The following is a 14,052-nucleotide window of genomic DNA, read 5'->3' as shown; positions in this document are numbered from 1 at the left end:
GGTGGAGCGGGTTGCCGGAGGAGGCACTCCTTCTCCGCACCACAGAAGTTGAGCCAGAACCCGTTCTCATGGAAAAAGCCACACCGGCCAGGCCGCTGAGTGGGGCTCCGTGGTGAAGCACGCGCGGCTGTAGCGCGGGTACTGCCGCCCGGAGGCGGGGGCCGTTACTCTCCCGGCCATGACTGACTACGTGCAGGTATCGACCGCTACGCCCGCCCGTGAGCAAGCCGTCAGCCTGGTCCAAGGGGCGGTCAAGGCGCGGCTCGCTGCGGGGGCGCAGATCATCGGCCCCGTCACATCGGTGTTCTGGCACCTCGGGGAGTTCGGTGAGGACGAGGAATGGCGGCTCCTCCTCACGACGACGCGCGAGCGGTACCCGGAGCTGGAGCGGTATCTCCTCAACGCGCACCCGTGGGACAACCCTGAGGTGATCGCCACGCCGATCACGGGGGCGGCCCGCTGTCTGGAGTGGATCAAGGGCAGCGTGGACCCCACGTCGTCCTAGGCGGTGGCGCTCTCCAACAGGTGACGGACGGCCGGCACGTCCCGGTGCCGGCCGAGCTGCGCCAGTACCGGGGTGAGGCGCTGGCGGGGGCGCACGGACGCCACGCCGGTGGACAGGGCCAGCGCCCGGCCTGTCACCGCGGCAGCCTCCTCGATCTCCCCGGCCGTGAGGTAGGCGTCCGCGAGCCACGAGAGGTAGAGCGCCTTGTCCCGGGCGTGGGCGTTGTCGTACCGGGCCAGGGCCTGCGTGAGAACGGGGACGGCTCGGAGAGGGCGGAGTAGCTCTGTCCAGCAACGGCCGGTCATGATGTCCAGCTCTGTCCGGTCGACCCAGGCGGACCAGTCCGGTTGCTGCTCGCCGTGCTGCTGCTCGTCCAGGGCGGTGTGGGCGGCGGAGAGGGCGCGTTCCGTGTCGGCCGGCCGGTCGGCGACGGCGCACGCCCAGGCCATCCGCTCGTACAGGAGGGCCCGGACGGTGGCGGGCGCGCTGTCGGTGATGGCGGCGCAACTGCGGGCGGCCATCTCGGCGGCCTGGTCGCGGTCGGCGGTCTGGTAGGCGAGGAACGCGTACGCGTTGCCGAGGAGGTCGCTGTCGCGGGCCTCGTGGGCTGCCGTCATGCTCTCCTCGTACAGGCTGCCTGCCTCGGCCGGGCGGCCCCCGTCGAAGGCGGCCCACCCGGCTTGCTGGGCTTGTTCGGCGAGGAGGGAGAGGAGGCTGCGGCGGGTGTCGGGGGTGGTGCTGGCGGTGCGGAGCCGACCCTTGGTGTGCTGGTATTCGCTGAGGTAGACGCGGTAGGTGTCGCCCCCGCCGAGGATGTTGTCGAGGCGGCGGAGGCGGGCGGTGCGGGCGCGGAGCTGGGCGACGTCTCCGGGGCCGATGTGGTTGAGGTTCGGGGGCTGGTGGAGGGCGGGCAGGGCGACGGCCAGGCCGGTGGAGGCGGCGGCGGCCAGGACGGTTCGGCGGCGCACGGTGGTTCCGATCTCTCTGCTGTGCGTGTCTACAGAAAGGCCGTTCTCCCACGGGCGGGGAGCCAGGCCGACCATGTGTCCTGGGACGCGTAGCGCGTCCGCGATCATCACGACTTTGTCGAAGGTCGTGATGCGGCCGGTTCCTCGAGCGAGGGTGCCGACCCGCTCCGGTTTGATGTCGCATTCGGCGGCGATCCGCGAGTAGCTGATCCCGGCCCGGCTGCGGGCCAGTCGGAACACTGTCCCGAAGTCGTGCTCGGTCAGGGCACGTTGCATCTCCGCGTCGTCAAGGAGTTCCGGAGGCAGGGCGGTCGGCGGGTGGTAGGCCATGCGGCACTTCCTGCTCGCCTGAGTCTGCGGGATGGCTGTCTGCAGTGCGTACCCATGATGGGGATACCCGGCGGCGGGACGCAGCACCCTCGACGGAGCTTCACCCTGGACGCGAAAAGCCCCGGGCCGTGCTCTCGACCCGGGGCATGACGACTGTCGAGGAGTCGCTATGGGCGAGATTACCCAACTTGCGGCAGATGAAGAGAAGTTGGCCAGAACGGGGCAGGCCGGGGCCGGGCCTTCCGTCGCGACCGCGACAGATCGCCGGCTCGACGCGGAGAACTGGCTGCTGTCGGCCGCGCTCGACCGGGCCAGGGCTCGTACGGACTGGGCGGAACAGGGTGTCGCGCTGCTGCGCTGCGACGGGCCGTTCAACGCGGTCAAGATCTGTGCCGACCTCGTACACGCAGCGGCCGGAACGGATGTCCCCAGCAAGGTCGACGCCTACCTGGCCCAGGCGCTGCACGGCGGCCCGGTGTTCTACGACCTGATCGGCTGTGAGTACTACGTCCTGTGCCGCCGTCCCCCGGCCGTCGGGAGTGGTCCGTCTACCGGCAGGGTGAGGCCGAGTTCCTCGGCCGGGACTGCTGCATGGGCGTGCCCCGGGTCACGGCCCTCCTCCCGGAGGGGGTCCGCCAGTACTGGCGTGTGCCGTTGCACGGTACGGGAGAGCTGGCCTCGGTGGACGCGGTGACACAGCTCATCGACGCGGGCCGGTTCCGCAGGGCGCGAGCGGAGGGCCTGGCCGGTGGCTAGCGGCACGGTTGTGCTCGACGTCCCGGCGATCCGCAGCTCGTGCGAGGCCGCGTTCGCGTGCGCGTCCGTCTGGGAGGCGGAGAGGCTGCGGGAGGCGCTCGTCGGGCACGTCCGGCTGCTGCTCCCCGAAGTCGAGGTCCTGGCGCAGCAGATGAGCGGTGACACCCAGCGGACCGCGTATCACGTCATCGCCTGGGCCCGCGACCTCCTCGCCTCGGATCCGCCCGCCGGCTCTGCCCGCGCTGTCCGTGTCCACGACCTCGCCGTCGTGTGCCGGGCCCTGCTGACGCTGCACGAGGATCCTCGCCTGATCGAAGACGCGCGGCCTGCGGCCAGCGGTGTGACGGGCCAGGTCCTGTACGTGCTCGTCCTCATGTTCCTGCTTGGTGCTCTTGGCTGTGGCGTGGCCCGCAGCTAGCCCCTGATCGCGTTCCGGGCCCGTTGGTCCTCCCCGTGCCGGGGCCCGGGACGCCGGCTCGGCACACCTCGCGCGTGGGGTGTGCCGAGCCCTCCAACCTCCCTTGTCGCTGCATTCCTGTTCGAGGAGCCCTCTGTGCATTCCCTGATCGCCGGCCCCTTCCTGGAGCAACACGTCCTCGTACGGCCGGGCCACCGCGGCGGTGCTCTCCTGCCGCAGCCCCGGTACGAGGAACTTCGCACCCTGGACCCCGCCTCGCCGGCTCCGGACTGGCTGGTGGAAGCCGCCCGGGAGCAGTGGGAGGACCTGGACGTGGCCGACCGTCCGGCCGGTGAGGTCCTGCTGGTCCGGGAGCCGTCCCCGTGGGGTTACGGCAAGGCGAGCTGGGAGGTCAACCTCGGCTGCAACTACGACTGCAAGCACTGCTACTTGGGCTTGAAGATGCAGTCCGGGATGCCGTGGGACGACAAGCGGCGCTGCCTGGACATCATGGCCGAGGCGGGAGTGCTGTTCCTCCAGGTCACCGGCGGCGAGCCGACCATCGACAAGGACTTCATGCGCGCGTACCGGTACGCGTGGGACCTGGGCATGATGATCACGGTCTCCACGAACGGGTCGCTGCTGTGGCGGGAGAACCTGCTGCGGCTCTTCCGGGAGTGCCCGCCGTACCGCGTCACCGTGTCCATGTACGGGGCGGCCAAGGCCAGCTACGACGAGCTGACGCAGAGGGCCGGCGCGTGGGACCAGTTCGTGCAGGGCATGAACGCCGCCCGCCACGCCCGGCTGCCGCTGCGCATGAGCATCGTCGTCACCGAGGACAACGGCCACGAGGAACAGGCCATGGTCGACCTGTGCAAGTCGTGGGGTGTCGAGTACGAGGTCTTCACCAACATGACGCCCACGATCTACGGGGGCGGGGAGGTGCTGACCGCGCAGTCCAAGGAGCACCTGCGCGTCAGGAAACAGTTCACCGGCTGCAACGCCGGACACACCTTCTTCCACATGGACCCGCACGGGCTGGTGTCCATCTGCAAGATCGGCCGCGACGACCAGATCAGCCTCGTCCACGAGGGGATCGAGGGCCTTGCCCGGCTGGGTGCGATCGCGGACCGCCTGATGCTTCGCACTGGAGGCTGCTCGGGATGCAGCCTGGCCGGTTCCTGCCGCGTGTGCAGGCCCCTGGCCAAGCACTACCAGGAGGCGAAGGCCCCGCTGGCGGCGTACTGCCAGCACGGAGATAAGAAAGCAGGGTGAACAACGATGACCGTTGTAGCAGTCGAGATCGCGCCGAGGCGCCCGCTGCCGGGTGACGGCCCGACCCAGACCGGCCAGCCGTACCTGACGCGGCCGATCCTCGAACCGGTGGAGCCGGTGACCCGGATCACCGCGGTGGGCGACATGGACACCGTGATGGACAGTGCGAAGTGCTCGTGCGCCGCCGGTGACGACAACCCGCACTAGCCTGACCGCATCCGGTCGTGAATGAGCAGGCCCCGGCGTCTTCGGCGTCGGGGCCTGTGGCGTGTGCGCGCCGTGGGTAGCGTGCGGCCATGCGTTTTCACTGGAACTGGATTGAGCCCGTGATGCCCGTGCCGTACGTGCCGACCCTCGGCCCCGTCCACCCGCACAGTCCATTCCCCGACCTCTTCGACGCCGTGCTGGAGGCCGCCGGTACGGGCGGATTCCTCCCGCACGACAAGGACTGCCGCTGGTCCGCCACGAAGACGGAACGCGTCCTGGTCGACGCGGTCGAGCACGGCCCGGATCAGACGCTCATCCCCACGCTGGTGGAGCGCGGTGCCGGCACGGTCAAGGTCCACGTGTACGGGGCGGCCCCCGACAGTCTGTCCACGGGCGCGGACCTGGCCCGGAAGCTCGCGGTCACTCATGGTGCGGGGAAGGCCCGGCTCGTGTGGTTCCTCGGCGCGGACCAGCCGGAGGCGTACGTGCGCGGTGTCGGGGCCCGCGTCCAGCTCAAGGAGTTCACCGTGGGGCCTGAAGCGGGATCGGACGTGCCGGTCGAGGAGTACGCGCAGCTGCCCGAGGGCGCGGGGTTCGCCGAGTTCGCGGAGGAGATGGCCGCGGACGGCTTCCGGTTCCTGTACGGGCACATGCAGGCCGGGACGGTGGGGCCCGTCCTCACCGTGCTGCATGACGGCCGGGTGGCCGGTGCGATCGGCCCCATGGAGACGATGCTCGACGACGCCGGGCGGGCCCGGCTGCTGCCGCAGTACTTCGGTGTGCTGCCGGAGCACCGCGGGCGCGGCTACGGGCGGGCCCTGTGGCGCGCGGCGATGCGGTGGGGGCATGAGCATGGTGCCGCCTACCAGCTCCTGCAGACGGAGGCGGGGGGCGCGTCCGACCGGCTGTGTGCGGCGGAGGGCTTGACGTCCCTCGGGTACGTGCAGCAGCGGGACTGTGCCTGACGAAGCGTGATGGAGAGCCCGTCCGGCTCTGATCACGTCGAGCCAAGTTCACCAGGGCCTGCCGCGCGATTGTTCTGCGCTCAATTTTTTGTCGCTCTTACGAGTGACGGGGCGTATGGGGTGCATTGGGGGGACTATGGGGGGACACGGCCTCCCAAGCCCCGCGTTTCGGCCATCGGACGAAGCGCGGCCGTGACTCCCTGCTGCTTCGTGGCGGCAGGGGGAGGTGGCTCCGCTCCATACTCCGCAAAGCTGGGGGAGCCGCGAGTGGGCCCGGCGGACCGTATCCGCCGGGCCCACTTCTACTTACGGCTGAACCCCGAGTATGGATGAGGCTTTCCCCGGCGAGTTTCTCCGGAGCAGGAGGGCGCGCCTCGCGGGTCCGGGCAGTGGCTGCACCCGGTGCGCCAAACAGTGCGCCAATGGCGCACGAATGCCGGGCCGGGGAGGGCTGAGGTGGGCCGGGGCGGGGAGTTCTCCGCAGGTCAGGGCTCTGACCTGCGGGTTCGAGGGTCCCCCATTCCGGTTCGAGTCCGGCTCCGGGCACCATCTTCGGCGCGACCCCCGTCCCGGCGGTCGCCTCCGCCCCAGGATGAGAAGGCGTTCGCGCCCGGTGGCGTCAGCCCGTGCCGGGTGAGGGCGCCCGGTCGGGGCCGAGCCGGTGGTCCGCCCAGACGTAGCTTTCGGGAAGCGGCTCGGTGACGGAGACGGCTGGAGGCGGTCGCCCGCGCCGACGATGACCCCGACTCGTGCGCCGTGGCGTGAGCACGGGAGCGGGCCCTCCGGGGGAGGGGGAAGGAAGCCGGGCCCCGACGTCGTCAGCGCCGGTGCCCGTGGCGCGTAGTGGGGCGCGTCCGGCCGGCTGTGCGCGGGCCGGGCGGCAAGGAGGGCGTCGAGGGCCGGCTCGGAGGACTCCGCCCCGCGACCGCGCCGCCTCCCGGACCCGGAGGGGCGAGGTCTCCGCCTTCCCTGGGAGACGGACCGCCGAACGGGTGGTGGAGTGCCGGCCGGTCTCGGAGCCGGCCGCGCCCCGCGGGTGAGGTCCTCGCGGACGGACGCAGCCGTCGCGGGACCGGTGATGTGCCCCGGTCCCGCCGAGACGGAGGTGCCGCACGGAAGGTGGGCGTACCCGGGCGCCGAGGAGGGAACCGGCCGTGTCCCCACCGGGGTGGGGACACGGCCGGTCCGGTCCGGTCCCGCCCGGCTGCGGGTGCCGGTCGCGGGGGCGCCGTGCTCGGGGCGGCCGGATGCGGCAGGGGGCACCGTGCGGCGCCGCCGCCGGGGCGGGGCGACCGGGATGATCTCCGGCCGGTCCCGGGGAGGTCCCGGGTAGGTCATGGTTCGGCCTCTTGTGGTGAGGGGAATCGCATGGCCGCGTAGCGTGTTGTGCAGCACGACGAGGGAAAGATCCTTCTTGGGCAGGGGGGTCATTCCTTTGCCTACCTATTACTCTTGAGCCCAAGGCCGCGCCGTGTGGCCATGGAGGAGTGAAATGAGGAGCAGAAACCCGGTCTTCTCGCGACGGGGGTTCAGCCGCGACAACGGCTACGCGGGCTTCAACACCGCGCCGCAGGCCGGGGGTCCCGCTGTCGCCACGCAGGGCAACCCGTACGCGCAGCCCGCCGGCAACCCGTACGCGCAGAACCCCTACGCGCAGAACCCGTACGGCCAGCAGGACGTGCAGCAGGGTGCGCCGCCGCAGGCGCCCGCCGCCGCCGGCCGGATGACCATCGACGACGTCGTGATGCGCACGGGCACCACGCTCGGCGTGCTCATCGTCTTCGCCGCGCTCGCCTGGGCCCTGCTGCCCGTGGACGACGCCAACCTCGGCCGGTCCTACGGCATCGGCATCGGCGCCGCGCTGATCGCCATGGTGCTGGGCCTCGTGCAGTCCTTCAAGCGCAAGGCCGCGCCCGCGCTGATCCTGACGTACGCCGCGTTCGAGGGTGTCTTCCTCGGTGTCATCTCCAGCGTCGTCGACAACCGCATCGCCGACGGCGCGGCCATGCAGGCCGTGCTCGGCACCATGGCGGTCTTCGCCGGCGTGCTGGTGGCGTACAAGGCGGGCTGGATCCGCGTCAACCGCCGTTTCTACGGCTTCGTGATGGCGGCCGCGCTCGGCTTCATCCTGCTGATGAGCGTGAACCTGCTGTTCGCGGTGTTCGGCGGCGGTGACGGCCTCGGCTTCCGCAGCGGCCCGCTCGGCATCCTGTTCGGCGTCATCGGCATCATCCTCGGCGCCTGCTTCCTCGCCCTGGACTTCAAGCAGGTCGAGGACGGCCTCGCCTACGGCGCCCCGCGCGAGGAGGCCTGGCTCGCCGCCTTCGGCCTCACGCTGACGCTGGTCTGGCTCTACCTCGAGTTCCTGAGGCTCATCGCGATCTTCAGCAGCAGCGATTAGCGACCGGCCGGCGCGTCGGTGAGCGGCGCGCCGGTCACGCGGACGTAAGCAAGGGCCCCGGGTTCACCCGGGGCCCTTCGCCGTGGTGCGGGCGGGTGGGTGGTGGGCGGTGGGGTGGTGGGCCGTCACGGGCCGGACGCGGCCTCAACGCAGGTTGCGCGCGGCCCTTCTCAGGTCGTACTCGTGGACGATCGCCTTGGCGTGGCCGTACGCCAGGTCGTACTCGTGGCGGAGCCAGCCGACCTTCTCCTCGAAGCGGAAGAGGGAGGGACCTTCTTCCTCGAGGGTGCGCAGCCAGTCGGAGATCTCACGACCGGTGCAGTGCGGGATACGGGCGAGCATGTTGCGATGGGTCTCTTCGGAGAGGACTTGGGACATCGGCGCCTCCAGCGCAGGGGTGTGAGCCGGTCCTTCAGGTCACCGTGCCTGAGCGTTCTTCCGTTGGCAACAGTCCTGTCGTGCCGCGTACGCTCACCGCGTGGTTGATAAGACGCCTCTCACCCGTGCCGTGGATCATTTCGCCGACCGCCTGCGGGCCGCGCCGCAGAGCCGGCTGCAACGGGGGGCCGCCGCCGAGGCGCTCGCCCTGGCCAGGGAATTGGCGTTGTGGACCCAGCGCCTGGAGGAGCCGGGCACCGAGCCCCGCGAGATGCCCGACGCGGGCATGTTCGCCGCCGCCGACCAGCTCACCGTCGCAGGCCACGACCTGGCGCTCGTACTGGAGGACGAGGAAGAGGTCGCAGAGGCGCTACGGCTCGTGGAGGAGGCGCAGAAACGCGCCGGGGTGTAGGGACACGCCCGGCGCGCGGAAAGGGCGCGCCGAAAGATTCGGGCGGAAGGGCCGGGCGGAAAGGTCAGAGGGACGCGATGACGCGGTCCGCCAGGATGTAGACGTTCTCCTCGCCGCAGGCGAAGGTCAGCGTGTACGCGCCCGAGATGCCGGAACCGCCCAGCAGGAACGGGGCGTGGCCCTCACGCAGGGCCGCGGCCAGCCGCTCCGCGGTCTCCCGGTGCCCCGGCGTCATGCACAGCGTGGTGCCGTCGGCGAAGACGTAGACGTCCAGGGTGCCCAGCGGGCCGGGGCGGACGTCGGTCAGTTCCACCTCGGAGGAGGCCAGCTCCTCCAGCGTGGAGACGGTGCGCTCGTGGTCGTTCGCGACCGGTGACGGGTTCGGGACGAAGTCCGGGTGCGAGGGGTGCCGGCGACGGGCCGCGGCCAGCTCCGGGGACTCCGTGGGAGTACCGCCCTGGACGGAGTCCTTCGAGGCGTACTCGTCGGTGTCGGCGCCCGGGTCGGCCACCGGCTCCAGACCCACGAAATCGGTCTGCCGGGGCATGAACAGCTCGCTGTCGGCCAGGCCCAGCAGGGACGGCGCGTCGGAGATGTCACGCGCCTCCTGGGCGGCCCAGAACGCCCGCGCCTCGGCGAGTTCCCGTTCCCGCTCCTCCGCCAGGGCCTCGGCTACGGCCGTGCGTATCTCGTCGGCGTGGGCGGAGCGGGCGGCGGGCAGGAGCGCACGCATGGCGGCGGCACGGTCCTTGACCAGCTCGGTGTGCAGGGCCGCGACCTGCCGGCGCAGCACCAGAATGCTGCGCAGGACGGCGACGCCCACGGCGCCGGTTGCGGCCGTGGTGACCAACAGGGCGATCGGCATGGCGCTCACTGACGTACTCCCGGTTCAAAGTCGACCCCCGACTTCCTACATCAGCTTGAAGGGTGGACTAACCATCTGTCAGTGCGTAACGTCACGAAACGGACAGAGTGTTGTTTCCGGGCCGAGTGAGGGTAGGGCTCTGACCTGCGTGAATCCCTTTGGCGAGGGAGATAGGTCACATCCTGAGGGAGATTGGATCACGGAACGGCCCGGAACCCCGGTGGGGCAGGGGTTCCGGGCCGGTTCCTCGCCGACCGTGCCGCTTCGGCCGCTTTGCGCCGCCGCGGCGCCGGTCGGCCCGGGTGGTCAGCTGAGGCGCTCGATGACCATGGCCATGCCCTGGCCGCCGCCGACGCACATCGTCTCCAGGCCGAACTGCTTGTCGTGGAACTGGAGGGAGTTGATGAGCGTGGCGGTGATGCGGGCGCCGGTCATGCCGAACGGGTGGCCGACGGCGATCGCGCCGCCGTTGACGTTCAGCTTCTCCAGCGGGAGGCCGAGTTCACGGTAGGAGGGGATGACCTGCGCGGCGAACGCCTCGTTGATCTCGGCCAGGTCGATGTCGTCGATGGTGAGACCGGCGCGGCGCAGCGCCTGCCGGGACGCCTCGACCGGGCCGAGGCCCATGATCTCCGGGGAGAGACCGGAGACGCCGGTGGAGACGATCCGGGCGAGCGGGGTCAGGCCCAGCTCGCGGGCCTTGGTGTCGCTCATGACGACGAGTGCGGCGGCGCCGTCGTTGAGCGGGCAGCAGTTGCCGGCGGTGACCAGGCCGTCGGGGCGGAAGACGGGCTTGAGGCCGGAGACGCCCTCCAGGGTGACACCGGCGCGCGGGCCGTCGTCCTTGGCGACGACGGTGCCGTCGGGCAGCGTCACCGGGGTGATCTCGCGCTCCCAGAAGCCGTTCTTGATGGCTTCCTCGGCCAGGTTCTGCGAGCGGACGCCGAACTCGTCCATGTCCTGGCGGGTGACGCCCTTCAGCCGTGCCAGGTTCTCGGCGGTCTGGCCCATCGCGATGTAGGCGTCCGGCACGAGGCCGTCCTCGCGCGGGTCGTGCCAGGTGGTGCCCTCCTGCTCCGCGACGGCGGCGGTACGGGCTTCGGCCTCGGCGAAGAACGGGTTGCGGGTGTCGGGCAGGCTGTCGGAGTTGCCCTTGGCGAACTGGGAGACCGTCTCGACGCCGGCCGAGATGAAGACGTCGCCCTCGCCAGCCTTGATGGCGTGCAGCGCCATGCGGGAGGTCTGCAGGGACGAGGAGCAGTAGCGCGTGACGGTGCAGCCGGGGAGGTGGTCCATCCCCATCTGCACGGCGACGACGCGGCCGAGGTTGTTGCCCTGCTCGCCGCCGGGGAGGCCGCAGCCGAGCATCAGGTCGTCGATGTCCTTGGGGTCCAGCTCGGGGACCTTGGCGAGGGCGGCCTGGATGATCGAGGCGGTCAGGTCGTCCGGGCGCACATCCTTCAGGGAGCCCTTGAAGGCGCGGCCGATGGGGGAACGGGCGGCAGAGACGATCACGGCTTCGGGCATTACGGCTCCTGAGGGAAGGGGCGGCGCGCAGCGCCTCGTCAAGGGGTGGTGGCCGGGCGCCGGCAGGGCAAACCGGGTGGTCGGGCAGGGCTGCTTGGGAAGTTACCCGGACGTAGTGGCGGGGTCACGGGGCGCGCAGTGTGACACTGGCCGCATCTTACTAAGCGCTTGCTTGGGTCTGGGGGTCTCCAGACTCCACGGCCTGCGGCTCCGGCTCCCGCACCCGACGGCGCTTGCGACGCTTGAGGAGGGCCCAGGGGCCCCTCTGGCCCGTGGGCATGGCCGCGGTGACCTCGGTACCCGCCTCCGAGGCGGCCTCGGCCGCGGCCCGGGCGACGGGGAGGAAGCCCTCGCGGCGCGCGGCGTCGGGCCGCTCGTCCTGGGCCGGCCACAGGCCGAGGGCGGCGCAGACCGTCGGCAGGACGGCCATGGCCGCCGTGGCGTACCCCTCGGCGGAGGGGTGGTAGCTGTCGGGGCCGAAGAGCTCGCGGGGATTCGCGGCGAACTCGGGGCCGAGCAGGTCGCCCAGCGACACCGTGCGCCCGCCCTGCTCGACCGTGCCGATCGTCTGGGCCGCCGCCAGTTGCCGGGAGGCCCGCCGGGCCAGCCAGCGCAGGGGCTGCCGGACCGGCTCGATCGTGCCCAGGTCGGGGCAGGTGCCCACGACGACCTCCGCACCCGCCGTACGCAGCCGGCGCACCGCCGCGGACAGATGGCGGACGGAGAGCGCGGGCGACATGCGGTGCGTGACGTCGTTCGCGCCGACCATGATCACGCAGATGTCGGGCACCCGGGACGGATCCGCGAGCGCCCGCGTCACCTGCCGGTCCAGTTCGTCGGAGCGGGCCCCGGGCACCGCCACCGTGCTCAGCCCCACCGGCCGCTCCGCGATCGCCGCGATCCCCGAGGCCAGCAGCGCGCCCGGGGTCTGACCGGCCCGGTGCACGCCCTGGCCGACGGCCGTGGAGTCACCCAGCATCGTCAACCGCAGCGCCGGTTCACCGGGCACCGTGTAGGCGGCGCCGTACAGACCGTCCGCGGTCGGTACGTGCGGACTCCTGCCGTTGCCCACGCGGCGTCGCGCCAGCCGGACCTCGGCCATCAGCAGTCCGACGCCGGCCGCACCGGCCAGGCCGATGCCGCCCCCGCCGTACGCAGCGCCGGCCGCGATCCGCCGGGCCACCCTCGCTCTCGACATCCGCGTCATGCCTCGCCGCCACCTCCTCCGAGCCGTACAGCGGTACCGCCTCGCAGCCGCACAGCAGCACAACCTCACAGCCGTACGCACGGCCTCACAGCCGTACACCAAGTGCTTGCCCCGTACGGACCGTGATCCAATCTTCGCGGTGAGTGAACGACCCGGGAGGGATGAGAGCGGGGGCCGGGCTCGGGGACAGTGTCCGGAACAGGCTCTACGCTGGCATCACTACGTCAACCACATCTTTTGCAGCATCCGGAGACAACGGTGCAATTCCACGACTCGATGATCAGCCTCGTCGGCAACACCCCGCTCGTGAGGCTCAACAACGTCACCCACGGCATCGGGGCGACCGTCCTGGCCAAGGTGGAGTACTTCAACCCCGGTGGCTCGGTGAAGGACCGCATCGCCCTGCGCATGATCGAGGCGGCGGAGAAGAGCGGAGAGCTGCAGCCGGGCGGCACCATCGTCGAGCCGACCAGCGGCAACACCGGTGTCGGCCTGGCCATCGTGGCCCAGCAGAAGGGGTACAAGTGCATCTTCGTGTGCCCCGACAAGGTCTCCCTGGACAAGATCAACGTGCTGCGGGCGTACGGGGCCGAAGTGGTCGTCTGCCCGACCGCGGTGGACCCCGAGCACCCCGACTCGTACTACAACGTCTCCGACCGGCTGGTCCGTGAGACGCCGGGAGCCTGGAAGCCCGACCAGTACTCCAACCCCAACAACCCGCTCAGCCACTACGAGTCCACCGGCCCGGAGCTGTGGGAGCAGACCGAGGGGAAGATCACCCACTTCGTGACCGGGGTCGGGACCGGCGGCACCATCTCCGGGACCGGGCGCTACCTCAAGGACGCCAGCGACGGCCGCGTCCAGGTCATCGGCGCCGACCCCGAGGGCTCCGTCTACTCCGGCGGCTCCGGGCGGCCCTACCTGGTGGAGGGCGTCGGCGAGGACTTCTGGCCGACCGCTTACGACCGGACCGTCGCGGACGAGATCGTCCCCGTGTCCGACAAGGACTCCTTCCAGATGACCCGGCGCCTCGCCAAGGAGGAGGGCCTGCTCGTCGGCGGATCGTGCGGCATGGCCGTGGTCGCGGCGCTGCGGGTGGCCGAGCGGCTCAGCGAGGACGACGTCGTCGTGGTGCTGCTCCCGGACAGCGGGCGCGGTTACCTCAGCAAGATCTTCAACGACGAGTGGATGGCCGACTACGGCTTCCTCGAGGACGCCGGCCCCAGCGCGCGCGTCAGCGCCGTCCTCGACCACAAGGAGCACGGTCACATCCCGTCCCTCGTGCACATGCACCCCGACGAGACGGTCGGGGAGGCCATCGAGGTGCTGCGCGAATACGGCGTGTCGCAGATGCCGGTCGTCAAGCCGGGCGCCGGCCACCCGGACGTGATGGCCGCCGAGGTCGTCGGCTCGGTGGTGGAACGGGAACTGCTGGACGCGCTGTTCAGCAAGAAGGCCTCGCTCGACGACCCGCTGGAGAAGCACATGTCCGCCCCGCTGCCGCAGGTCGGCTCCGGTGAGCCGGTCGCGGACCTGATGGCCGTGCTGGGCAAGGCCGACGCGGCGATCGTCCTGGTCGAGGGCAAGCCCACCGGTGTCGTCAGCCGCCAGGACCTGCTCTCCTTCCTCGCCAAGGACGGGAACTGACCGGCGGGAACTGACCGGCGGGAAGCGGCGGACGGCTGACGTCCGCCGACGGCGGGTGAACCTGCCGGGAGCGCTGGGAGCGCTGGGAGCGCTGGGAGCGCTGGGAGCGCTGGGAGTGCCGGGAGCGCTGGGAGTGCCGGGAGTGCCGGGAGTGCTGGCAGCGCCGGGAGTCGAGCCGTGACGTGATCTCCGTGGACTTCGCGGAAGTGGTA

General features: G+C 71.1%; 14 protein-coding genes. 9 read left to right on the top strand and 5 right to left on the bottom strand.

What is annotated here, in order from left to right:
* Positions 1–178: 178 nt before the first annotated feature.
* On the top strand, positions 179–505 hold the full coding sequence (cutA, locus tag OHB56_RS17580) for a divalent-cation tolerance protein CutA (protein WP_406354340.1): 327 nt from the start codon (positions 179–181) through the stop codon (positions 503–505).
* On the opposite strand, the gene OHB56_RS17575 is transcribed toward cutA, so the two are convergent.
* Positions 502–1,803, bottom strand: coding sequence for an XRE family transcriptional regulator (locus OHB56_RS17575; RefSeq protein ID WP_406354338.1), 1,302 nt, complete (start codon positions 1,801–1,803; stop codon positions 502–504). The genes cutA and OHB56_RS17575 overlap by 4 nt on opposite strands.
* A 513-nt stretch (positions 1,804–2,316) precedes the next feature.
* Here OHB56_RS17575 and OHB56_RS17570 point away from each other — a divergent pair.
* From OHB56_RS17570 to OHB56_RS17545, 6 genes are all read left to right on the top strand, one after another.
* Positions 2,317–2,559, top strand: coding sequence for a hypothetical protein (locus OHB56_RS17570; protein WP_406354336.1), 243 nt, complete (start codon positions 2,317–2,319; stop codon positions 2,557–2,559).
* Complete coding sequence (locus OHB56_RS17565; RefSeq protein ID WP_406354334.1) at positions 2,552–2,977, top strand: DUF6415 family natural product biosynthesis protein; 426 nt, start codon at positions 2,552–2,554, stop codon at positions 2,975–2,977. The genes OHB56_RS17570 and OHB56_RS17565 overlap by 8 nt, the downstream gene beginning before the upstream one ends.
* A 135-nt stretch (positions 2,978–3,112) precedes the next feature.
* Positions 3,113–4,231 (top strand): radical SAM protein, encoded by a 1,119-nt coding sequence (locus OHB56_RS17560; RefSeq protein ID WP_406354332.1) that lies wholly within the window; start codon positions 3,113–3,115, stop codon positions 4,229–4,231.
* Between the two features lie 6 nt (positions 4,232–4,237).
* A complete protein-coding gene (locus OHB56_RS17555) occupies positions 4,238–4,438 on the top strand; it encodes a hypothetical protein (protein WP_406354330.1) in 201 nt (66 codons plus the stop codon).
* Positions 4,439–4,527: 89 nt separating this feature from the next.
* Positions 4,528–5,403 carry a GNAT family N-acetyltransferase gene (locus OHB56_RS17550; RefSeq protein ID WP_406354328.1) on the top strand — a complete coding sequence of 292 codons (876 nt, stop codon included), beginning with the start codon at positions 4,528–4,530 and terminating at the stop codon, positions 5,401–5,403.
* A 1,492-nt stretch (positions 5,404–6,895) separates the two neighbouring features.
* Positions 6,896–7,804 (top strand): Bax inhibitor-1/YccA family protein, encoded by a 909-nt coding sequence (locus OHB56_RS17545; RefSeq protein ID WP_326753107.1) that lies wholly within the window; start codon positions 6,896–6,898, stop codon positions 7,802–7,804.
* A 144-nt stretch (positions 7,805–7,948) separates the two neighbouring features.
* On the opposite strand, the gene OHB56_RS17540 is transcribed toward OHB56_RS17545, so the two are convergent.
* The gene (locus OHB56_RS17540; protein ID WP_326753106.1) at positions 7,949–8,182 is read right to left on the bottom strand and encodes a DUF4287 domain-containing protein; all 234 of its coding nucleotides are present in this window, start codon (positions 8,180–8,182) and stop codon (positions 7,949–7,951) included.
* A 100-nt stretch (positions 8,183–8,282) separates the two neighbouring features.
* On the opposite strand from OHB56_RS17540, the gene OHB56_RS17535 reads away from it, so the two are divergent.
* Positions 8,283–8,594 (top strand): hypothetical protein, encoded by a 312-nt coding sequence (locus OHB56_RS17535; protein WP_326753105.1) that lies wholly within the window; start codon positions 8,283–8,285, stop codon positions 8,592–8,594.
* 64 nt (positions 8,595–8,658) lie between these two features.
* Here the strand turns inward: OHB56_RS17535 and OHB56_RS17530 are convergent, their stop codons facing one another.
* From OHB56_RS17530 to OHB56_RS17520, 3 genes are all read right to left on the bottom strand, one after another.
* Entirely contained in the window at positions 8,659–9,468 is an 810-nt protein-coding gene (locus OHB56_RS17530; protein WP_326753104.1) for a hypothetical protein, read from the bottom strand.
* A gap of 297 nt (positions 9,469–9,765) precedes the next feature.
* The gene (locus OHB56_RS17525; RefSeq protein WP_406354325.1) at positions 9,766–10,986 is read right to left on the bottom strand and encodes an acetyl-CoA C-acetyltransferase; all 1,221 of its coding nucleotides are present in this window, start codon (positions 10,984–10,986) and stop codon (positions 9,766–9,768) included.
* Between the two features lie 160 nt (positions 10,987–11,146).
* On the bottom strand, positions 11,147–12,193 hold the full coding sequence (locus tag OHB56_RS17520) for an SGNH/GDSL hydrolase family protein (protein ID WP_326753102.1): 1,047 nt from the start codon (positions 12,191–12,193) through the stop codon (positions 11,147–11,149).
* Positions 12,194–12,451: 258 nt separating this feature from the next.
* Here OHB56_RS17520 and OHB56_RS17515 point away from each other — a divergent pair, with 258 nt between their 5' ends.
* Positions 12,452–13,840, top strand: coding sequence for a cystathionine beta-synthase (locus OHB56_RS17515; protein ID WP_055596977.1), 1,389 nt, complete (start codon positions 12,452–12,454; stop codon positions 13,838–13,840).
* Positions 13,841–14,052: the final 212 nt, after the last annotated feature.

It is taken from the genome of Streptomyces sp. NBC_01635 (assembly GCF_045209715.1).
Lineage (GTDB): Bacteria > Actinomycetota > Actinomycetes > Streptomycetales > Streptomycetaceae > Streptomyces > Streptomyces hirsutus.
This window is presented reverse-complemented; position numbering and strand designations above follow the sequence as displayed.

Coding starts and splice junctions, on each gene's coding strand:
- cutA (WP_406354340.1), top strand. CDS start 179: ATGACTGACTACGTGCAGGTATCGACCGCTACGCCCGCCCGTGAGCAA.
- OHB56_RS17525 (WP_406354325.1), bottom strand. CDS start 10,986: ATGCCCGAAGCCGTGATCGTCTCTGCCGCCCGTTCCCCCATCGGCCGC.
- OHB56_RS17555 (WP_406354330.1), top strand. CDS start 4,238: ATGACCGTTGTAGCAGTCGAGATCGCGCCGAGGCGCCCGCTGCCGGGT.
- OHB56_RS17575 (WP_406354338.1), bottom strand. CDS start 1,803: ATGGCCTACCACCCGCCGACCGCCCTGCCTCCGGAACTCCTTGACGAC.
- OHB56_RS17545 (WP_326753107.1), top strand. CDS start 6,896: ATGAGGAGCAGAAACCCGGTCTTCTCGCGACGGGGGTTCAGCCGCGAC.
- OHB56_RS17520 (WP_326753102.1), bottom strand. CDS start 12,193: ATGACGCGGATGTCGAGAGCGAGGGTGGCCCGGCGGATCGCGGCCGGC.
- OHB56_RS17540 (WP_326753106.1), bottom strand. CDS start 8,182: ATGTCCCAAGTCCTCTCCGAAGAGACCCATCGCAACATGCTCGCCCGT.
- OHB56_RS17550 (WP_406354328.1), top strand. CDS start 4,528: ATGCGTTTTCACTGGAACTGGATTGAGCCCGTGATGCCCGTGCCGTAC.